Origin of the sequence: Corynebacterium sp. ACRPZ, from assembly GCF_022346205.1 — a bacterium.
Taxonomy (GTDB): domain Bacteria; phylum Actinomycetota; class Actinomycetes; order Mycobacteriales; family Mycobacteriaceae; genus Corynebacterium; species Corynebacterium lehmanniae.
The window spans coordinates 15,761-36,777 of sequence record NZ_JAKRMR010000013.1 but is presented as its reverse complement, the minus strand read 5'-3'; the positions used below and the strand labels follow the sequence as shown (position 1 = coordinate 36,777).

17 protein-coding genes are annotated in these 21,017 nt (G+C 64.7%); 3 read left to right on the top strand and 14 right to left on the bottom strand.

What is annotated here, in order from left to right; genetic code table 11:
- Positions 1-32 precede the first annotated feature (32 nt).
- Positions 33-551, top strand: coding sequence for a hypothetical protein (locus MHX64_RS09510; protein WP_239356717.1), 519 nt, complete (start codon positions 33-35; stop codon positions 549-551).
- 73 nt (positions 552-624) lie between these two features.
- On the opposite strand, the gene dnaE is transcribed toward MHX64_RS09510, so the two are convergent.
- The 7 genes from dnaE to lspA form a co-directional block, all read right to left on the bottom strand.
- Positions 625-4,185 (bottom strand): DNA polymerase III subunit alpha, encoded by a 3,561-nt coding sequence (gene dnaE / locus MHX64_RS09505; RefSeq protein WP_239356719.1) that lies wholly within the window; start codon positions 4,183-4,185, stop codon positions 625-627.
- Between the two features lie 57 nt (positions 4,186-4,242).
- Positions 4,243-5,511: an ABC transporter permease gene (locus MHX64_RS09500; RefSeq protein ID WP_239356721.1), complete on the bottom strand. Its 1,269-nt coding sequence runs from the start codon at positions 5,509-5,511 to the stop codon at positions 4,243-4,245.
- On the bottom strand, positions 5,512-6,249 hold the full coding sequence (locus MHX64_RS09495) for an ABC transporter ATP-binding protein (RefSeq protein WP_370642102.1): 738 nt from the start codon (positions 6,247-6,249) through the stop codon (positions 5,512-5,514). It abuts the gene before it with no gap.
- Complete coding sequence (locus MHX64_RS12100; RefSeq protein WP_239356723.1) at positions 6,250-7,929, bottom strand: efflux RND transporter periplasmic adaptor subunit; 1,680 nt, start codon at positions 7,927-7,929, stop codon at positions 6,250-6,252.
- 114 nt (positions 7,930-8,043) lie between these two features.
- Complete coding sequence (locus tag MHX64_RS09485) at positions 8,044-8,538, bottom strand: hypothetical protein (protein ID WP_239356725.1); 495 nt, start codon at positions 8,536-8,538, stop codon at positions 8,044-8,046.
- Positions 8,539-9,468, bottom strand: a complete 930-nt coding sequence (locus tag MHX64_RS09480) for an RluA family pseudouridine synthase (protein WP_239356727.1) — start codon at positions 9,466-9,468, stop codon at positions 8,539-8,541.
- Positions 9,458-9,967, bottom strand: a complete 510-nt coding sequence (lspA, locus tag MHX64_RS09475) for a signal peptidase II (protein WP_239356729.1) — start codon at positions 9,965-9,967, stop codon at positions 9,458-9,460. Before lspA ends, MHX64_RS09480 begins: the two co-directional genes overlap by 11 nt.
- A 72-nt stretch (positions 9,968-10,039) precedes the next feature.
- Here lspA and MHX64_RS09470 point away from each other — a divergent pair, with 72 nt between their 5' ends.
- Positions 10,040-10,978 carry a DUF6263 family protein gene (locus MHX64_RS09470; RefSeq protein ID WP_239356731.1) on the top strand — a complete coding sequence of 313 codons (939 nt, stop codon included), beginning with the start codon at positions 10,040-10,042 and terminating at the stop codon, positions 10,976-10,978.
- Here MHX64_RS09470 and MHX64_RS09465 read toward each other — a convergent pair.
- The gene (locus tag MHX64_RS09465) at positions 10,975-11,577 is read right to left on the bottom strand and encodes a hypothetical protein (protein WP_239356734.1); all 603 of its coding nucleotides are present in this window, start codon (positions 11,575-11,577) and stop codon (positions 10,975-10,977) included. The genes MHX64_RS09470 and MHX64_RS09465 overlap by 4 nt on opposite strands.
- Positions 11,578-11,651: 74 nt before the next feature.
- Between MHX64_RS09465 and MHX64_RS09460 the strand changes: the two genes are divergently transcribed.
- Positions 11,652-12,542 carry an asparaginase gene (locus tag MHX64_RS09460; protein WP_239356736.1) on the top strand — a complete coding sequence of 297 codons (891 nt, stop codon included), beginning with the start codon at positions 11,652-11,654 and terminating at the stop codon, positions 12,540-12,542.
- On the opposite strand, the gene MHX64_RS09455 is transcribed toward MHX64_RS09460, so the two are convergent.
- The 6 genes from MHX64_RS09455 to MHX64_RS09430 form a co-directional block, all read right to left on the bottom strand.
- Positions 12,531-13,913, bottom strand: coding sequence for a DNA polymerase IV (locus MHX64_RS09455; RefSeq protein WP_239356738.1), 1,383 nt, complete (start codon positions 13,911-13,913; stop codon positions 12,531-12,533). The two genes, MHX64_RS09460 and MHX64_RS09455, sit on opposite strands and share 12 nt — an antisense overlap.
- 43 nt (positions 13,914-13,956) lie before the next feature.
- Positions 13,957-15,255 carry an HNH endonuclease signature motif containing protein gene (locus tag MHX64_RS09450; protein ID WP_239356740.1) on the bottom strand — a complete coding sequence of 433 codons (1,299 nt, stop codon included), beginning with the start codon at positions 15,253-15,255 and terminating at the stop codon, positions 13,957-13,959.
- 424 nt (positions 15,256-15,679) lie between these two features.
- Positions 15,680-18,856: an isoleucine--tRNA ligase gene (gene ileS, locus MHX64_RS09445; RefSeq protein WP_239356741.1), complete on the bottom strand. Its 3,177-nt coding sequence runs from the start codon at positions 18,854-18,856 to the stop codon at positions 15,680-15,682.
- Between the two features lie 241 nt (positions 18,857-19,097).
- Entirely contained in the window at positions 19,098-20,063 is a 966-nt protein-coding gene (locus MHX64_RS09440; protein ID WP_239356742.1) for a DivIVA domain-containing protein, read from the bottom strand.
- 126 nt (positions 20,064-20,189) lie between these two features.
- Positions 20,190-20,501, bottom strand: coding sequence for a YggT family protein (locus MHX64_RS09435; RefSeq protein ID WP_194559546.1), 312 nt, complete (start codon positions 20,499-20,501; stop codon positions 20,190-20,192).
- A gap of 18 nt (positions 20,502-20,519) precedes the next feature.
- Complete coding sequence (locus tag MHX64_RS09430; protein WP_239356743.1) at positions 20,520-21,014, bottom strand: cell division protein SepF; 495 nt, start codon at positions 21,012-21,014, stop codon at positions 20,520-20,522.
- Positions 21,015-21,017 lie beyond the last annotated feature (3 nt).

Here is a 21,017-nt window from a genome sequence, read left to right as displayed (position 1 = left end):
CCCGCTCTCTTTCGCCTGAGGAAGGTCAATCAATGAAGTCCCGTTTCGTAGCCGTGTCTTTCGCGGCAACCGCTATCGCAGCTGGCTCCCTCGCGGGTGCCGCAGCCGCCGCCGAAGCTGATACTTCGACGACGACCACGTCCGTCTCTGCGGAGCCGACCACCACGGTAACGCAGGATTCCACCCCGGCCACCACGGCGTCGACCAAGACCAGCGAGCCAGCCCCCACCACGGAAAGCCCGGTAGTAGTCGAGCCGTCCGGTACCACCACCCCGGCTACCACCACCCCGGCTACCACCGGCAAGGAGAAGCCGACGGGCAGCAACGTCGCAACCATCACTCCTACAGCGACCTACACCCCGCCGGCATGGCTGCAGCCGTCTTCCTACGAGGAGCAGGCACTGACTATCATCACCAAGATCTCGGTCTGGGTCACTGCCCTCGCAGCGGCGATCAGCTCCCTCATGGTTGTCGTGGGCGCGGTCCCAGGCCTGAAGGAGAACCTCAAGAACCTGAAGAAGGACTTCAAGACGCTGACGGGCCAGCAGTAAAGCCTGCTGCGTATACGCCAAGCCCCGTCCGGTGTGACCGGACGGGGCTTTCCGCTTGGTTTGGGGCCGCGCGCTAGCCCAGGATCCCGGCGCCGAGTGTCGCCTTGAGGTCGCCCATCAAGCTGGCCGAGCGGTTCACGCGTAGGTGGTCACCCAGAATCATCAGCTGGCTGTGTTCTCCGTTGACCAGATTCAGGTAGACGTCGGAATCGCCGGCGTTGTTCACCAGTACGCCTTTAAGTTTGGCGATATTCTCCGCTGTGCACTGATCCGTGCGCATGGTCAACCTCAGCGGCAGCCCGGCACCGTTGCCGGGGCCAAGCTCCGGCACCTTCACATCGTCGCCGAACAGGCTCATGCGATCGTCGCGGATGGAAACGTGCGCCTTGACCAGAATGATGTTGTCCTCCACGATCTGAGGCGCGACCAGTGCGTACACCTTGTTAAACAGCAGCACATCCACCTGTGCGCCATGGTGGTCCTCGATGGTCACGATCGCCCACGGGGAGCCATCCTTCTTGGAGAAACGGCGGTCCACGGTGGAGATCAGCCCGCCGATGGTCACCTCTGCCCCGTTGCGCATTTCTCCGGAGAGGATGGTGGTCAGCTGGGTATCCGTCTGCGCGTCGATGGCCTCCTCGAAACCGTCGAGCGGGTGGCCGGAGACATACAGGCCGAGCATCTCACGTTCCAGTGCGAGCTTATGTTTGCGGTCCCATTCGTCGTCAGGCACCTCGATGGTGAACGCGGAGTTGTTGGCACCGTCTTCCCCGCCGAAACCGGCGAAGAGGTCGAACTGCCCCTTGTCCGCCGCCTTCTTTGTGGCAAGAACGGAATCGACGGCGTCTTCCTGGATGAGCATGAGCCCCTTGCGCGGGTGCTCCAGCGAGTCGAATGCCCCGGCTTTAATCAGCGATTCTGTGATTCGCTTGTTGCAGGCCGCCAACTCGATTTTGTCCAGGTAGTCCGAGAAGCTGGTGAAAGAGCCCTTTTCCTTTCTGGTTTTCTTAATGGACTCCACCACTTCCACACCGACGTTTCGCACAGCGGCAAGCCCGTAGCGGATGTCTTCGCCAACAGCCATGAAGTTTTCTTCGGACTCGTTGATGTCCGGCTGCAGCACGCTAATGCCTAGGTGGCGACAGTCCGACAGATAGATCGCGGACTTGTCTTTCTTGTCGCCCACAGAGGTCAGCAGTGCCGCCATGTACTCAGCGGCGTAGTTCGCCTTCATGTACGCCGTCCAGTAGGACACCAGCGCGTAACCCGCGGCGTGGGACTTGTTAAACGCATAGGAGGCGAACGGCTCGATCGTGCCCCACAGCGCATCCACGGCCTCCTTGGAGTAGCCGTTGGAGAACATGCCGGCGGAAAACGTCTCGTACTGCTTCGCCAACACCTCCGGCTTTTTCTTACCCATGGCCTTGCGGAAGCCGTCTGCTTGGCCCGCCGTGTAGTTCGCCACTTTCTGCGAGATGTTCATGATCTGCTCTTGGTAGACGATCAGGCCGTAGGTCTCATCCAGAATCTCCTTGAGCGGTTCTTCCAGCTCCGGGTGGATCGGCGTAATCGGCTTGCGCCCGTTCTTACGGTCGGCGTAATCCCAGTGGGCGTTCACACCCATCGGGCCCGGGCGGTACAGCGCCAGCGAAGCGACAATATCGTTGAATCCGGTCGGCTTCATGCGCTTGAGCAGCTCCTGCATGCCGCCTGAGTCCAGCTGGAACACGCCTAGGGTGTCGCCGCGCGAGAGCAGCTCGTAGACCGCCTGGTTGTCGGTGTCGAGTGCCTCGAGGTCGATGGTTTCGCCGCGGTTTTTCTTCACGTTCTCCAGCGCGTCACCCAGCACCGTGAGGTTGCGCAGACCTAGAAAGTCCATCTTCAGCAGGCCGATGGCCTCGCACGCCGGGTAGTCCCAACCGGTGATGATCGCGCCGTCCGCTGGGCGCTTCCACATCGGAATGTGCTCCATCAGCGGCACCGAGGCCATAATCACCGCACACGCGTGCACGCCTGCCTGCCTGACCACGCCTTCCAGGCCGCGGGCCGTCTCATAGATTTTGGCCACGTCCGGATCCGTCTCAATCAGCGAGCGGACCTCCGCGGCCTCGTTGTAGCGCTCGTGCTCCGGGTCGGTGATGCCAGAAAGCGGAATGTCCTTCGCCATGATCGCCGGCGGCAGTGCGCCGTTGATGCGGTCCGCCATCTGGAAGCCGGGCTGGCCGAAGTTCACCTTGGCCGAGTCCTTAATCGCCTGCTTGGTCTTCACCGTGCCGAAGGTGATCACCTGGGCGATCTTGTCTTCGCCCCAGCGCTCTGCGGCGTAGGTGATCATTTCTCCGCGGCGGCGATCATCGAAGTCGATATCGATATCCGGCGCGGACGGGCGCTCCGGGTTCAGGAATCGCTCGAAGAGCAGGCCGTGTTCCATCGGGTCGATGTTGGTGATCGTCAGCGCGTACGCGACCAGGGAGCCCGCCGCAGAACCACGGCCCGGTCCGACGCGGATGCCAATCTCGCGAGCATGCTTGATCAGCTCCGCCACGATGAGGAAGTAGGACGGGTAGCCCTTCATGTCGATGACGTCGATCTCGTAGCTCGCGCGCGTCAGGTATTCCTCCGGCACTTCTCCACCATCGAAACGCTCCTTCAAACCGCGCAACACCTCTTCGCGCAGCCACGTCGTCGGCGTGTGGCCCTCCGGCACGTCCGCGATCGGCATGCGGTCGTGCGGGTGCTCCTCCCACAGCTCGCCGTAGTCGCCGACGCGCTCCGCAATCCACAGGGTGTTGTCGCAGCCGTCCGGCACCGTGGAATCCCACAGCTCGCGCATCTGTTCCGCGGACTTAATGTAGTAGCCGGAGCCGTCGAACTTGAATCGGTCTGGATCAAGCAGCGTCTTGCCGGTCTGCACGCACAGCATCGCCTCGTGCGACGGCGCCTGAGATTCGAGCACGTAGTGGCAGTCGTTGGTCACCAGCGGCGGCAGATCCAGCGCCTGGCCGATGCGCAGAAGGTCCTCGCGCACCCGCCGCTCGATGTGCAGGCCGTGGTCCATCAACTCCAGGAAATAGTTGTCCTTGCCGTAGATGTCCTGCCACATCGCCGCCGCCTCGAGCGCGGCGTCGTACTGGCCGAGGCGCAGGCGCGTCTGCACATCGCCCGACGGGCAGCCCGTGGTGGCGATGATGCCGTCCGCGTGCTCGGCGATCAACTCCGCGTCCATGCGCGGCCACTTGCCCAGCTGGCCCTCGTAGGACGCCAGCGACGACAGCTTGAACAGGTTGCGCAGGCCTGTCGCATTTTCCGCCAACATCGTCTGGTGCAAGTAGGCGCCGGACGCGGAAACGTCGTCACGCTTCTGGTCCGGGGTACCCCAGAGCACGCGCTTTTTGTTGAAGCGGGACTCCGGCGCCATGTACGCCTCGATGCCGATGATCGGCTTGACCCCGGCGTCCACCATGCGGCGGTAGAACGCATTCGAACCGAACATGTTGCCGTGGTCGGTCATACCCACTGCAGGCATGCCCTGGCGCACAACTTCGTCGGCGAGCATGTCCACCTTCGCCATGCCGTCCAACATGGAGAATTCGGTGTGGTTATGCAGATGCACGAAGGAGGATTTTTTGGCCATGCGGCTCATCTTAGACGGCACGCCGACAGGCGCGAATCCCCTCGAAAACCGGTGCGGTTATTCGTACCGCAGCGCCTCGATAGGCTGCATCTTTGCCGCCTTCGAGGCGGGGTACGCGCCGAAGAACACACCTGTGGCGAGCGAGAACAGCAATGCGAAGATCACGGCACTGATCGGCGGCCACGTCATGTCCAACACCGCGGCGCTGGCGATCATGCCGACCGCGCCGCCGAGGATCACACCGATGATGCCGCCGATCAGGCACACAAGCATCGCCTCGACGATGAACTGCACGCGGATATCGTTTTGCGTCGCTCCGAGGGCCTTGCGCACGCCGATCTCGCGGGTGCGCTCGGTCACCGTGATCAGCATGATGTTCATCACGCCGATACCGCCGACGAGCAGCGAGATGCCGCCAATGGCGGACAGCACCGTGGACAGAGTGCGGAAGATCGTGGTCAGACCTTCCAGCCCCGCGGAAATATCGAAGACTTCGGCCTCGTAGTTCTCGTTGCCCGCGTACTGGCGGTCAAGGTAGGACTGCAGGTCCCCACGGAACACCTCTGCGTCTTCATCGGCCGCGGAGCGCACGCTAAACGACGATGTCCAGCTCGCGTCCAGCCCAACCCGGTCCGCCGCCGTTGCGGGAATGAAAATCTCGGCGGCGGCGGACGGGCCAAACGCCGGGTCCTTGTCCGCCCGTTCCAGCACGCCGACGATGGTGAACACGCTGGTGGTGCCGTCCACGTCCACGTCGAAGCGGGAGCCGAGGGCGGCGGCGGAATCGCCGTCGAAAAGCGCCTCCACAAGCTCCGGGGAAACCACCGCAACAGGGCGGCGACCATCGAGCATGTCCTGCGTGATGCCGCGGCCATACTGCGCATTCAGGCTGCGCATATCCAGCGAGCCGGTAAGTGCCGGGTTGATGCCAACGGAGACAGAGTCGTCGCCCGTGCTGGCCTCGCCCTGGCCGGAGATGTCGATGTCGACGCCTTGGATCCGGTCGCCGAAAGAGGCACTCAAATCGTCGAGTTGTTCAAGGCTCACGCCGTCGCGCTCTTCGGTCGGCCCGGCCATGCCGAAGCCCGCGAACGGGTCGTCGCCGCCCTCGCCCTCCTCCGGGCGCTCGTGCACCATCACCGGGTAGGTGGTGGTGCCGGCGTCCTCGAGCCCGCCCATGACGTCGTTTTCCAGGGCGCGGCCGAGCGTCATGATGATGATCACGGCCATGATGCCGATGATGATGCCCAACAGCGTCAGCAGCGAGCGTAGCTTGTTGGTGTTGAGGCTGGACACGGCCAGCCGCATGGATTCGCGGATGTTCATTTAGCTCGCTCCTCCCGGTGCTCGCACGCCGGCGATGCGGCCGTCCATCATTTCCACCACGCGCCCGGTCTCTTCAGCGAGCTCCGGGTTGTGGGTAATAAACACGATGGCCTTGCCTAGCTCCTGGTTCAGCTCGTGGAACAGGTCCATCACCATGCGGCCGGTCTTGGAGTCCAGCGCGCCGGTGGGCTCGTCCGCAAGCAGCAGATCCGGGTCGTTGGCAAGGCTGCGCGCGATTGCCACGCGCTGCTTCTGACCGCCGGAGAGCTCGTTCGGGTTGTGGTGCAGGCGGTCGCCCATGCCCATCCGGTCCAGCAGCTCGGCGGCGCGCTCGTCACGCTCCTTGCGCTCCACGCCCGCGTACATCATGGGCATGGCCACGTTCTGCAGCGCGTCCATGCGGCCGATCAGGTTGAAATTCTGGAAAATGAAGCCGATGTTCGTACTGCGGTAGGACGCGAGTTCTTTGTCCTCCTTGGCGTAGACCGGCTCGCCGTTGAAGGCGTAGGCCCCCTCGGTCGGCCGGTCCAGCATGCCAATCAGGTTCATCAGCGTGGACTTGCCGCAGCCGGACGGGCCGACGATGGAGACGAACTCGCCTTGGTCGGCGTAAAAGTCGACTCCGTGTAGAACCGTCAGCTCGCTGGGTTCGCCCTCGTTGTAGGTTTTGACCACATTGCGCATGTCGATGAGCAAGCCGGAATCGGCCATGCCGCTGTGCTTCGAAGCCTGCGTCATCTACTGCTGCCCCTCGGCCGCACGACGGGTGCTGGTGACCGTCACCGTGGCCGTGGTGCGCTCTTTCTTCTCCCGCGCCTGGCGCACCTGGTCCGGGTTGAAGTTCGGGTCCGTGATCTCCACGTTCTCACCGACTCGGTCTTCGTACTCCTCCGGCCAGTTGATCACGATGTCGCCCGGCTTCAGCTCGCCGCCCGTGACCGCAACGTCCACGTCGTTGGATGCGCCGGTTTTCACAGAACGCTCCTCGACGGTGCCCGATGTCGCGTCATCGCCGTCCGTGGCGAGCACGAGCACCTTCTGGTCGTTGTCCTCGCCGTAGACGGCGTCCAGCGGCACGTTCAGCGCGTCCTTCGCCTCCGCGGTGATGATTTCCGCGCGGGCGGAACCGCCGAGCAGCAGGCCTTCCTTGTCGCCGGTGACCTCGATCTCCACCGGGAACGTCACCTCGTTGGATTTGTTGTTGCCCTGCTGCTGTGGCATACCTTGCATCGGGTTCTGGTTGCCGCTAGCTACGGAATCCGACGCCGGCGCGATACGGGTGACGCGGCCCTTGAACGTCTTCTTGCCGGTCGCGGCGGTGGTGAACTCCACCCGGTCGCCTTCCTTGATATTGGGCACGTCCGATTCGCGCACGTCGGTGCGGATGACCAAGCGGGAATCATCCGCGATGGTCAAAAGCTTGCCCTGCGGGATGTCGCCTTCGCGCACGTCCACGCTGGTGACCAGTCCCGCCATCGGGGCGTAAATAGTGGATTCGCGCACCTGGTATTCCAGGGTGCCGTCACCGTCGCCGAGCTCGGCAGTTTCGGCCTGGCGCACCGCGGAGTCCAACTGCGCCTGCAGCTGGTTTCCCTCCTGCGCGGCCGCCGATTGCGCCGCAGCCAGGGCCGCCTTCGCGTCCTGCAGCGCCGCGCTTGCTTCTTCGACGCTCATGCCCGGGCCCACGGCAGCACCGCCACCAGCACCGCCGGCACCGCTCTCCCCCGTCAGCTGCGCCAGCTGCTCAGGGCTCAGCTCACCGGGCGTGCCCGGCTGGCCCGGCGTGCCCGGCGTGCCCGGCTGGCCAGGCATAGCCGGTGCCGCCGGTGCCTCGGGCGCCTTCGGCGCAGCCGGCTGTGCCGGAGGCGCCGTCCTGATGCCGAGGTCCGAGGAAATGCCGCCGGCGGCACGCTCGACGGCCGCGATGCCGCGGTTGACAATGCGGGCGCCGCCGTTGGCGGCCACGGCAGCGTCGTAAGCCGCCTGCGCCTGGTTGACCTGCGCCTGGGCTGCGCGGATGGCCTCGTTAGTGCCGTTGTTCACGCTTTCCTGGTGGGCATTGAGCGCCGCGCGCGCCTGATCCACCTGCGCCTGGGCGTCCGCCTGGGCGTTGGCTTGCTGCTTCTGCTGCACCTCCAGCTGGCGCTCCAGCTGTTCGGAGTTCATGGAGGCCAAGAACTGCTGCGGCTGCACGCGATCGCCGGCCTTGACGGCCACCTTCTCCACCTCGGACTGCACCGCGGTAGAAATGTTCACGGAGCGGATCGGCTCAATGGTGCCGTTAACCACAACACTGTCGGACACACCTTCGTTGGTGGTCACGGTGTAATCGCCGGGGTTCAGGCCCGCCCCCTCAGCGTTGTCGTCGCCGCCTCCGCCGAATCCGCATGCGCCGAGGAAGAGCGCGGCGGTTGTCACCAACGCAAGTCCTGCTCGGCTAAGACGCTTGTGTCCGGTTGATTTTTCGGTAGAGGAAGTCAAGAGCTCTCCTTGCCTAACGGTGCAAAACGGGCCTGCGTACAACTCCGCAAACTATACACCCCCGCGTGTTGCGGAAGGAGTGATGGAGAACGCTCCCCACACCGCGTCGGCTTGCAGCATTTCTACAGCAAGGACCGTCTCCGTGGCGTTAATCTGCTCCAGTTGCGCGCGCGGGGCAAACACTACTGCTCCGGCGATTGGAGATGCGGTGGCGGACCGGAGGACGTCGATACGCTTTTTGCCTATCGACGCCTCCGGGACCACCACCGGAGCCACCCCCGGCACCGCGAGCGCACTGACGCGCGGGGCGGGTGCAAGTGCTGCGGCGGCCTCGTCGGGGCCGAGCGGCCGGGCGAAGGTGACCAGTGCGAAGGAGGCCTCCTCGTGGTCGAGGGTGGCGGCGGCGCGCTGGGCGTACTGCTGTGGAGTTTCCCCGTCCTCCGGGCCGAGCTGGTCGCCCTGCAGCACTGGCGGGGCGGGCGGGTTGGCCTCGCCCACCAGCCAGAATCCGGCGACCAGCGCGAGGACCACCGCGAGCGCGCGCATCTAGCCGTTCCGCACTTTATCCAGCGCGGCGCGCAGATCCTCCGGGTACTCGGAGGCGACCTCCATGTACTCGCCGGTGCGCGGGTGGGTAAAGCCCAGCTTGGTGGCGTGCAGCCACTGGCGCTTCAACCCCAGCTCCTTGGCCAGGTTCGGGTCCGAGCCGTACATGGGGTCGCCCACGCACGGGTGCCCCACAGACGACATGTGCACGCGGATCTGGTGGGTGCGCCCGGTTTCCAGGTGGATGTCGAGAAGGCTCGCGCGGCGGAATGCCTCGATGACGCTGTAGTGCGTCACGCTCTGGCGGCCGTCCTGGGTCACGGCGAACTTCCAGCCTGCCGACGGGTGGCGCGCGATCGGCGCGTCGATAGTGCCCTCGATCGGGTCCGGCAGGCCTTGGACCAGCGCGTGGTAGGTCTTGTCCACCGTGCGCTCCTTGAAGGCGCGCTTGAGCACGGAATACGCGGGCACGCTGGCCGCGACGATCATCACGCCGGAGGTGCCCACGTCTAAGCGCTGCACGATGCCCTGGCGCTCCGGGGGCCCCGCGTCCGGCAGGGTGAAGCCCATCGCCTGCAACCCGCCGACCACGTCTGGGCCCTCCCAGCCCAGCGTCGGGTGCGCGGCCACGCCCACCGGCTTGTCCACGGCGATGACGTCCGCGTCCTGGTAGAGAATCTCCAGGCCCTCCACCAGCTCGGTCACTGGCTGCGGGGCGCGCTTCGGCTCGGGCAGGGTGACTTCCAGCATCGCGCCTGCGGTGACGCGGTCGGATTTTTGGGCGGCAGCTCCGTCGACAAGCACATCGTCCTCCGCCGCCATCTCGGATGCGACGGAGCGCGACACCCCGAAGAGTTTGGCGATCGCCGCATCCACCCGCATGCCCTCAAGCCCCTCAGGCACGGGCAGGGCCCTGAACTCACCGCCCATCATCGCCTCCCTTCATCTCCGCGGCGATCGTTCCCAGGATGAATACCACCACGCCGACGGTGATCGACGCATCGGCCAAGTTGAACACTGCGAAATTGCCTACAGAGATGTAGTCCACCACGTGTCCGAACCAGAATCCAGGGTCGCGGAACAACCGGTCAATGAGGTTGCCCAGCGCGCCGCCGGCCACAAGCGCCAGGCCCAGCGCTTCCCACTCCGAAGTCATTTTCGGCCCAAACCACAGCGCACCCAGCACGAACGCCAGCTGGATCGCGGTGAACAGCCCAGTGAGGTCCCCTCCCATGCCAAACGCCGCGCCGGAGTTGAACAGCAGGTAGAAGCGGAACCAGTCCCCTATCACCGGCTGCGCCACCCCGGGTTCCAGCCAGTTCAGCATCAGCTGCTTGACGCCCTGGTCCACCGCGGCGACCGCGAGCATGACCGCCACCACCAAGGCGAGGTAGCGGGGGGTGCGTTGTGCTGTCGTGTCCTGCTTCATCGCCGATCCACTTTAGCGGGTCGCGGACGGCCTGCCTGTATTCCGCTGCACGGGACAGGTAGCTTTTGAAGAATGTTCCGGACCCTCCGCAGTATCACCGCCGCCGCTACCCTCACCCTCGCGCTGACCGCATGCTCCTCCGCCGAGGACGATCCGGTTGCGGGGGTGCCAGCATTTCCTATCGACGCCCCTTCGGTCACCCTGGTCGACCCCGGCGAGAACCCGGAGGAGGTGCGCTACTCCCCGGACTCGGAGTGGGACACCGCCGTCGCCGTGTCCGCCGGCGTGGACCAGCACGTGGCCGCCCCCGGCGAAGCCGAGGTCGCGGACGCCCCGGCAGGCGGCGATGTGAACAAAACCACCTTGCCGCTGACCGCGACCGCCGAAGAGGCTCCTGCCCCGGGCGACGGCGAGGAGGACGCCGATTCCCGCATCGACTTCGTGGTCGGCTCCGGCAAGCACTCGGACTTGGACATCGGCCAGGATGTCGCCGCTTCCGAGGGGTTCCGCATGAGCTGGCGCACCGACGACACCGGACGCATCTCCACCCTGAAACTGCTCGCGCCCGCCGACGCGCCGCAGCGCGGCCTCCAGCTCGTCGAGCCCACCCTCATCACCCTGATCAACAACTCCGTCGTCTTCCCCGACGAGCCCATCGGCCCCGGCGCGACCTGGACCGTGGAAAGCCGTGTCGCGGGAGACACCTCGATGACGCGCACCACCACCTACACCCTGCTCTCCCGCGAAGGCGACACACTGACGCTGGACACGAAAGTTGAGGAGCGCCCCCAGAACAACACCCTCACTATCGACGGTCCCGGCGAGCTCGAGGGCGAAAGCGTGCAGGTGGATTCCTCCCGCACCACCTCCGAAGGCCAGATCGTGGTGGACCTTCACCGCCCGCTGCCAGTGGAGGGCCAGACTGCCTGGACCACCCGCCTGATCTACGGCGGAGACGACAAAGCGCGGGTGGTCCAAGACATCACCCGCGCTGTGCAGTTTGGCGTTTAGAGGGCCGGCGCCTGCTCTGCCGGTGCTTCTTCCGGCGCTTCAGCCGGCGCTTCTGCCGGTGCTTCTGCCGGTGCCTCGGGCGCAGCCGGCGCCCCGGTCTTGCACATATCCGGCACCTGCTCCGGGGCGAGGGTGTTGCTGACCAGGAAGCAGGCCCAGCTCTGGGAGATCTTCCACTGGCCGCCTTCGTTAATGAACTCCACGTCCTCCGCCAGCTGGGACTCCGCGTTCGGGCGGGTGAAGTTCACGGTGGCCAGCACCGAGTTGGCGGTGTAGCCCGGCAGCACAGGGTCGACCACCTGGAAGTTCGCGCCGGATTCCTGCTGCGACTGCGTCATCAGGTCGAACAGCTCCGGCGTGGTTTCGCCACCCTGCACGGTATTCGCACGCTCGGCGATGGGCAGGTTCGGGTCAGCGGCGCGCTGCAGCACAGCGTTGAGCTCGTCCGCCGTCGGCATTTCGGCCACCGGCGCAGCCTCGGAGGAGGCCTCCTGGGACGCGGCGGTGGTTTCGGTCGTGTCCGAATCCTCGGAGCAGGCCGTCAAGCTCAGTGCGATGCCAGCGACAGCTGCGGCTGCGACAAGTTTCGGTGCTTTCACGTGTTCTCCTTGCGTAGCGTAAATCTCTTGCTTCACGTTACTGCACACCCGCAACTTTCTGGCACTCTGTGTGCATGAACGTGTTAGTCATCTCAACCGGCGGCACGATCGCCTCCACCACAAACGACCGTGGCGCGCTCGTGCCCACGCTCAGCGGCGACGAGCTCGTCGCCCGCTGCGGCACCACTCGCCGGGTGCGCGCCATCGATGTGGCCAGCCTCGACTCCTCGTCCATGGGCTTGGCTGAGATCGACCTGCTGCGCGAAACCGTGCGCACTTCGCTTCTCGACGACTCCGCCTCCCTCGTCATCACCCACGGCACCGACTCCATGGCCGAGACCGCCCTCGCGCTGGACCTCGTCCACACCGATCCCCGCCCCGTTGTGCTCACCGGCGCGATGCGCTCCGCCGACCACGCCCGCCCCGACGGCCCCGCCAACCTGCGCGGCGCGATCGAGGTGGCCGCCACCCGGCGCGACTGCGGCGTGCTCGTCCATTTCGCGGGCGAGACCCTCCCGGCGCGCGGATTGATGAAGACGCAAACCACCGCCGAGCACGCCTTCACCCTCACCAGCGGCACTCCCCTGCCCCGCCCCATGGCGGTATCTGCCGCGCCTTTCGCCGGGTTGAACATCCCCATCATCCGCGCGTGGGCAGGCGCCGACGACTCCCTCATCCGCGCACTCGGGCCCATCGACGGGCTCGTCTTAGAAGCCCTCGGCTCCGGCAATGTGTCGGCGTGCATGGGCAGCGCCGTCGCAAAGCTGCTGCGCCGCGGGGTACCTGTGGTCGTCGCAACGTCGGTGCCCTACGGCGAGGTGTCGTTCGCGTACGGCGGCGCCGGCGGCGGCTCCACCCTCGGCGATTTGGGCGCGTTGCCCGCCGGCTATCTCAGCGCCGGGCAGGCCCGCATCGCGCTGGCCACCGCGCTGGCCACCGGTGTGGACCCGCGCTCACTGCTGTGAGAACCAGTCCTCCCACGCCAACGAATCCAGCGGGTCAGCTTGCCGGAGCTGCGGATCGTCCGCGCGAAGGCTTTTAATCCTGCCTGGACCCGTCGCCCGCGTTTCAAACCGCACCGTCACCCAACCCTTGCCCGCACCCTGGACCCAGCCGTGCCCGTAATCCGGGTGGTAGACGTCCTGCGTCGCGCGCCACACCCCCTGCTCCGGAGCAGCCTCCTGGTGCACCTCCGTGTCGAACTGCGTTTCGTGGTCGCTGACACCAGTTTCGTAGTCGGCCGACACTGGCGAAGGCTTCACAATCGCCTGGTCCAACTCCGGAAACAGCACGTCCTGCAGCGTCTCCTCCAGGCCCGAGTACGACACGCCCACCAACCGAATCGGGCCCACCTCGTCGGGGTAGCGCACGATCCGGAACGCAGTGGCCAGCAGCGTCTCCGCGTCGTCGGTGGCGTACGGCAACGTCGCCGAGCGCGACTCGATGCGGAAGTCCGCCATCCGCAGCTTCACCGTCACCGTTCGCGCCCCGCGCCCGTCTTTGCGCAGCCTGCGGTGCGACTCCGCAGCCGCCCGTTCCAACGCCGCGTCCACCTCCGGCGGGGTGGTCAAATCTTGCGGGTACGTGTGCTCCGAGGAGATCTGCTTCGACTCCGCCCGCGGCGCCACCGGCCGCTCATCCACCCCACGCGCCAACCACCACAGCTGCCTGCCCACCGCGCCGCCGATGGCAATGTCCAGTTCTTTCTCGCTGAGGTTCGCTAGATCGCCGATCGTTTCAATCCCCGCAGCAAGTAACTTCGACTCAGTCACAGGTCCCACACCCCACAACTCGCTGACTGGCATCGGGTGCAGGATCTCTAGCTGCCGGTCGTGCGGGATGACAAACACGCCGTCCGGCTTCGCCCGGCCGGAGCCGATCTTGGCGTACTGCTTTCCCGGACCTGCGCCGATCGAACTGGGCAGCCCTGTTTCTTCCTTGATCGCCGCCCGCAGCTCGTTCGCCCATTTCTCCACGTCTTCCGGGCTCGCCCCGATCAAGTCTTCCGGCTCCATGAACGCCTCGTCGATGGACAGCTGCTCCACCACGTCCACGTACCTGCCGATGATCTCGAACACCCGGCGCGATGCAGTCGCGTAAACCGGCCTGCGCGGCGCCACCAGCACCGCTTTCGAGCCCACCAGCCGTGCGGCCCGATGCGTCGGCATCGCCGAGTGCGCCCCGTACTTGCGCGCCTCGTAGCTGGCGCCTGCGACTACGCCACGGCCGGACACTCCCGCCACCAGCACGGGGCGCCCTTTGAGCGTCGGGCGGGTCAGCTGCTCGCACGATGCGTAGAACGCATCCATGTCGATGTGCAGCACCCAACGGTTCATGCCCACCACTGTGCACCACCGGTACCACCATGTTCCAATCCGATCACACGGCGAACGAATCTCCGGTGACATACTCCATCCGCCTCGGCAGCGCTCTGTTGCGCGAGACGAACCGGGCACCGTTTTTGAACGTGAAGAACAGGTCAGCTCCTTGGCGCTCGATGGTGATTACTCCGTGGCTCACCTGAGAGTGGCAGCTCGAGCACAGTGGGATCAGGTTGTCTAAATCAGTCATACCTCCGTGCTCCCACTCCTTTATGTGGTGCATCTCTATGAAGCGTCTATGCGAACATCCAGGCATAGCGCACTGATACCCCCAGATCGCCAACAGCGCCTGCACTTGGCCGTCGGTGGCGAACCGCCGCGAACGGCCGACGTGGATCGTCAGTCCCGTGTCATCCAGCAAGTGCAAACGCACCATCGCATTGGCGAGGTAGCTGCGCACGTCCTCAGAACTGGCCGAGCGGTTTTCCGGCATCCAACATTGGCCAAACTGGTTGACCATGAGGTTGACCTGCACGCCTGGACTGCGAAGCGGACTCTTTGGGTTCGCGCGAACCATATCGATCATCGCCAACAACGCCCCGTAAACGTCCTGCTTCTCCGGAGGCCCGTACCGCGACACCGAACGCACGATATCGTCCATGGTGATCTTCGTACGCTTTTGCGGAGCGCGGTCTTGCTCTGAGGGGACGGCGTCTTCGGCGGCAGCTGCGTCGTCGATAAGCTTCTGCACGTTCTCCGGATCCTGCAGATCATCTGGGTCCACATCCTCGAGACCGAAACTGGCAAGCTGTGCCACCTTTAACGCGGTCAGGAGCTTTTGGCCAGCTACCGCCGGAAGCCTCGCCTCGAAGGCGAGCATGCCGTCGTCACACTCGCGGGCGCGGGCATACGGCTCAGTCGGATCCTCCTCTTTGGGCCTTGCCCCGGCAAGCACAAGCTGGAGATCGGCAAACGACATGCTCAGCGCAAGTTGGACGTATTGCTCCTCGTTGCGCTCCTCCAAATACTGGAGAAGGAAACGGACCGTCGAATACGGCATCACCCCCGATTCGAACGCGTCGAACAAGAGCCTGAACTTTCTCAGCCCCCGCGCCACGCGCACGTACTCGAATGCCGTGGCCTGCGGGAGGTTGAGTTCGCTGCGCAGCCACGTTGCCGTCGACTTCTCCCCGTACTGCTCCGCCAGCCCCTGTTCGTCGAACTGCCCCACCGCATCGAGCATCCGCGCCCGGTGGTGGTTCGCCGACAATTGATTGCACTTGATCTGATCCTCGAGCACCTCTGCCGACAGGTCACCCGTTCGATCTTCCGTCCGTTCGTCCACCGCAATTGTCATGGTTGATCCCCTTACTCATGAACATTGACACCTTTATAGAACGCTCATGTGTTCGAGTCAAGGGTTTTGCGAAAAACGTCCATTGAAGTGGACAACGCATGCGGTTTCACTATCCCGGGGCTCGAACATAAACCCCATTCGCTATGCCGCTGCATAGTGCGCACCCCACACCCCCAAAAAAGCTATGCCGCTGCATAGTTGGTGCAAACCCAGCATTGGCAAGAAGAACTATGCAGCTGCATAGTCGACTCCCCACACAAACGCCCCAAAAAACTATGCAGCTGCATAGTGGGTGCCACCTCATAGCTGGCATCAAAAACTATGCAGCTGCATAGTGCGCATTATCGAGCGACGGTGCGCCTCCCCTGCTGAGAACGCAAAAAAGGGGCCCCACTCCACACGAGTGAGGCCCCAGCCCCCAGGCCTAGCTGTTCTTACGAACAGTGGCGGTCACGCCATCGATGACGTCGTGACCCTCGACCGGCTCGGTGACCACGTCGAAGGATGTCGCCAGGGTCTCGGCGGCGATGTGGCCGGCGTGGGTGCGGGCCCACGCCTCCTTCTCCGCAGGCACGGCCAGCACCACAGCGATGCGGTCGGAAACGTCGAAGCCCTCGCGCTTGCGGGCATCCTGCAGACCGCGGATCACGTCGGCAGCCCAGCCCTCAGCCTCGAGTTCCTCGGTGACCTCGGTGTCGAGGACGACCAGGCCGACGGTGCCGTCGGCGTCGACACGCGCGGTGCTCTCCGGGTTCTCCGCCACCAGACGCTCGGTGTAAAGCTCCGGGGTGAGCACGATGTCGCCGTCGACCACCACATCGTCTCCGCGGCGCTCGTAGTTGCCGGCCTTGACGTTCTTGATGGCGCGCTGCACGTCCCTACCCAGCGACGGGCCAGCCACCTTGGCGTTGACCACGACTTCGAAGGATCCGGCCGCGTCGACGTCGTCAGTCAAAGCGACGTCCTTCACGTTCACCTCGTCGCGGATGGTGGAGCGGAACGCCTCGAGCTTGGCCGAATCCGGCAGGGCGACGGTGAGCTTCGGCAGCGGCAGGCGGTTGCGCAGCTTGTTCGCCTTGCGCACTGACGACGCCGCAGAGCACACCGCGCGCGTCGCATCCATGGCGGCGACCAGCTCAGCGTCCGCCGGCAACTCGGAGGCCTGCGGGTAGTCCGTCAGGTGCACCGAACGGCCGCCGGTGAGCCCGCGCCAGATGACCTCGGAGACGTACGGCAGCAGCGGCGCCACCGCGCGGGAAACGACTTCGAGCACCGTGTAGAGCGTGTTGAACGCCTCCGGGTGCGCCTCCTGGCCCTCCCAGAAGCGGTCGCGGGAGCGGCGCACGTACCAGTTGGTCAACGTGTCAGCGAAGCGACGCACCACGTCGCAGGCGTCGGCGATGCGGGTGTCGTCGAGCGCCTCGCCCACAGCTGCCACCATGTCGTGCGTCTTGGCCAGGATGTAGCGGTCGAGCACGTTGTCGGAATCGACGGACCACTGGGCGTCCGAAGACGAGTACAGCTGCAGGAACGTGTACGCGTTCCAGATCGGCAGCAGCGCCTGGCGCACGCCCTCGCGGATGCCCTGCTCGGTAACGATCAGGTTGCCACCGCGCAGGATCGGCGAGGACATGAGGAACCAGCGCATCGCGTCGGAGCCGTCGCGGTCGAAGACCTCCATCACGTTCGGGTAGTTGCCCTTCGACTTGGACATCTTCTGCCCGTCCGAGCCCAGCACGATGCCGTGAGCGACGACCTTTTTGTACGCCACACGGTCGAACAGTGCGGTGGACAGCACGTGCTGCACGTAGAACCAGCCGCGGGTTTGGCCAGAGTACTCCACGATGAAGTCCGCGGGTTGGCGGGTGTCGAACTCTTCGCGATTCTCAAACGGGTAGTGGTACTGCGCGAACGGCATGGAGCCAGACTCGAACCAGCAGTCCAAAACGTCCGGCACGCGGCGCATCATGGACTTGCCGGTCGGGTCGTCCGGGTTCGGGCGCACCAGCTCGTCGATGTGCGGGCGGTGCAGGGACTTCGGGCGGGTGCCGAAGTCGCGCTCCAGCTCATCCAGGGAACCGTAGACGTCCACGCGCGGGTAGTCCGGGTTGTCGGAAACCCACGCCGGCACCGGCGAGCCCCAGTAGCGGGTGCGCGAGATGTTCCAGTCGCGCGCGCCTTCCAGCCACTTGCCAAACTGGCCGTCACGGATGTGCGACGGGATCCACTCGATTTCCTGGTTCAGCTCCACCATGCGGTCGCGGATGTCGGTGACCTTCACAAACCACGCCGGCAGCGCCATATAGATCAGCGGCTCGCCGGAGCGCCAGGAGTGCGGGTAGGAGTGCACGATGGTCTGGTCGCGCACGACGCGGCCCTTGGCGCGCAGGTCGCGAATGATGTCGCGGTTCGCGTCGAAGACGAGCTTGCCCTCGTGCTCCGGCACGAGCGAGGTGAACTTGCCGTCGGCGTCGACCGGGATGACCAGGTCGATGCCGTATTCCTGGCAGGTGAGCATGTCGTCCTCACCGAAGGCGGGTGCCTGGTGCACCACGCCGGTGCCGTCTTCGGTGGTCACGTAGTCCGCGTTGAGGATCATGAACGCGTTGTCGTGGTCGCGGAAGTAGTCGAAGACCGGCTCGTACTCCAGGCCCTCCAGCTGTGCGCCGGTAAACGTCGCGACAACCTCGTATTCACCGAGCTCCTTCGCGTAGGCGCCCAGCAGGGTCGAGGCAAGAAGCAATTGCTTATCGACGAACCCTTCGGCCCCATCCGCACCGACCTTGACAAGCGAGTACTCCACCTCGGGGTGGACAGCCAGCGCCAAGTTGGACGGCAGGGTCCACGGGGTCGTGGTCCAGGCGATAGCTGCGGCGTCGTGAAGCTCAGGGTGCTCGGCCCACGTCGTTTCCGCCGCGTAACCTGCACGCCCACCGGTGAACGGCAAGGTGACCGTGACGGTGGGGTCCTGACGGTCACGGTAGGAATCGTCCAGTCGGGTCTCCTGGTTAGACAGCGGAGTGTGCTCGGCCCAGGAGTACGGCAGGACGCGGAAGCCCTGGTAGATCAGGCCCTTGTCGTACAGCTCCTTGAACGCCCACATGACGGACTCCATGTACTCCGGGTCCATGGTCTTGTAGCCGTTTTCGAAGTCCACCCAGCGGGCTTGGCGGGTTACGTAGTCCTCCCACTCGCCCGCGTAGTGCATGACGGACTTGGCGCAGTACTCGTTGAACTTCTCCAGGCCCATGTCCTCGATCTGGGCTTTGTCGGTGATATCGAGCTGCTTTTCCGCCTCAAGCTCTGCGGGCAGGCCGTGGCAATCCCAGCCGAACACCCGCGGCACGTGGTAACCGGACATGGTGCGGAAACGCGGCACGATGTCCTTGACATAGCCGGTGAGGAGATGGCCGTAGTGAGGCATGCCGTTAGCGAACGGCGGGCCGTCGTTGAACACGTACTCCTCGCAGCCCTCACGCTGATCCAGGGACGCCTTGAACGTGCCGTCCGTGTTCCAGTAGTCCAGGACGACGCGCTCCATCTCCGGGAAGCGGTCGCTGCCGCCGGTCATGTCCACTTTGGGGTAAACGTTGCCAACCATGACATCACTCCTTCAGCCGTGCAGGGACGCATTGCTGCGCGGTACCACCCTGCTTGGGGCGCGCGATGCGCCCCCACTTCATTGCGGTGAAGGAAGTTACGTCTTCCGTGTGTGACGTCCGGGTCTATTAAGCACAAGCCGTTCTTCCGGATACGCTCCCCGGTGATGGCCGGATCGTTGCGTGTTACGAGTAACGCCCAGCATCCTACAGGGATGCTGGGCGTTTGTGAAGAGCCAGGAACTACTTCTCGTTCGGCGCGGTGCTGGAGCGCGACTCCAGCTCTTCCAGCTGGGATTCCAGCAGCGTCTTCAGGCGCGTGCGGTACTCGCGCTCGAAGGTGCGCAGCTCCGCGATGCGGTTCTCCAGTGCGGTCTGCTGCTGCTTCACCGTGTTCATGATCTCGGTGTGCTTGCGCTCGGCGTCAGCCTTGAGCTTGTTCGCCTGCTCCTCAGCCTGGCGGATCTGCGCCTCGGCACGGGAGTTCGCCTCGTTGGTGGTCTCCTCGGCCTTCTTCTGGGCGTCGGTGACCAGCTGCTTGGAGCGGGTCTCCGCATCCTGCAGCTGGGTGCGGGAACGGGTCTGCGCGTCCTCGATCTGCTTCTTGGACTTGGACTCAGCCTCGGCGATCTCGCGCTCTGCAGCAGCGCGAGCGTCGGCCAGCATGGAGGAAGCCTCTGCCTGCGCGTCGCTGGTGAGTCGGTCCGCCATCTCCTGCGCGAGGCCGAGCACCTTGGCCGCCTGCACGTGGGTGTCGGCGGAGACGTCGCTGCTAGCCGGCTGGGACGCGGCAGCGGCCGGGGCGGTCGCCTGCTTCGGGGCCTTCTCGGCTTCCTCAGCCTGCTTGCGGGCCTTGGCGGCCTCGTCCTTGGCGGAGCGGGCCTCAGCTTCAGCCTTCTCCTGCGCCTGCTTCGCGGAACGCAGCTGCGACTCGAAGTCAGCGCGGACCTTCTGCTCCACCTCGCGACGGATGGCAGCTTCGTCGACCTTCTCGGAGTCCTCGGAACGCTTCACCGGCGCTGCAGCAACTGCGTCCGTGCCGCCTTCCTCAAGACGGGAACGCAGCTCGTCGTTCTCATCCTGCAGCTGAGCAAGCGTGTCCTCCACGAGGTCGAGGAACTGGTCAACCTCATCCTCGTTGTAGCCTCGCTTGCCAATCGGCGGCTTGCTGAAAGCGACATTGTGCACGTCAGCTGGTGTCAGCGGCATTTGCGTTCCCTTCGATAATCGTGTGAGTACTCGCTAGCGCGAAGCATTATTTGCTGAATTGTAACGGTTTCGCTCGACGAGTGTAGCCCAGCCTAGCTGTAAAGCCGGGTTAAAGCTCAAGTAAAGCTACTGCAGCGCCGGATTAATTAGCACGGCGCCGATGAGCATCTGAATGAGCATAAGGATGAAAAACAGGACAATGACACTCACATCCAGGCCCACCCCGCTACCGCCGAGCTTCAGCGGCGGGATAAGTTTGCGCAGCGCATTCACTGGCGGATCCGTCATCCGGAAGATGGGCTCGGCCACCATGATGAACCAGTGCGGCGGGTCGAACTGCTTGGAAAACGCCTGCACCATCTCGATGATGATGCGTACGATAACCAAAAGCGAGTACAGCCCCACAAGGGCGTAGATGATTGCTCCGAAAAGTGCCACGCCGAACCACCCTACCGGCTAGCGCAAGCCAGCAGCACGCTTGAGGTCGTCTTTCTCCAGGTTCGCGTTCTCCGGCACGATAGCGAACATCCGCTTGCGCGTCTCGACGCCGCGGGAGAGGTTGTGCATGCTGCCGCGCAGGGCAAAGCACAGGCCAGCGGCAAAGTCCACGATGCGCTTCGCGTCGGCGGTGTCCAAGTCGGTCAGGTCCATGACCACAGCGTCGCCGTCACGGAACGGCTCGCCGATCTCCTTGGCGTCGTTGTAGTTGCGCGGCGCGGCGGTCACGATATGCGGAGTGGAGCGGTAGCTCGGGCGGACAGCTTCGCGGCCGTAATCGCGGGGGGCGGGGCGGTCCATGCGGGACGGGCGCTCGGCGCGCGGGGTGCGGTCATACGCGGTAGAACCGGCGGTGTTTGAGTTGTACTGCGGGTCGTCGTAGTACGCGTCGTCCTCGGCGTTTTCCACGGGGCCGAGGCCGAAAAAGTCTTTAGCACTGTCAAAGAAGGACATGCG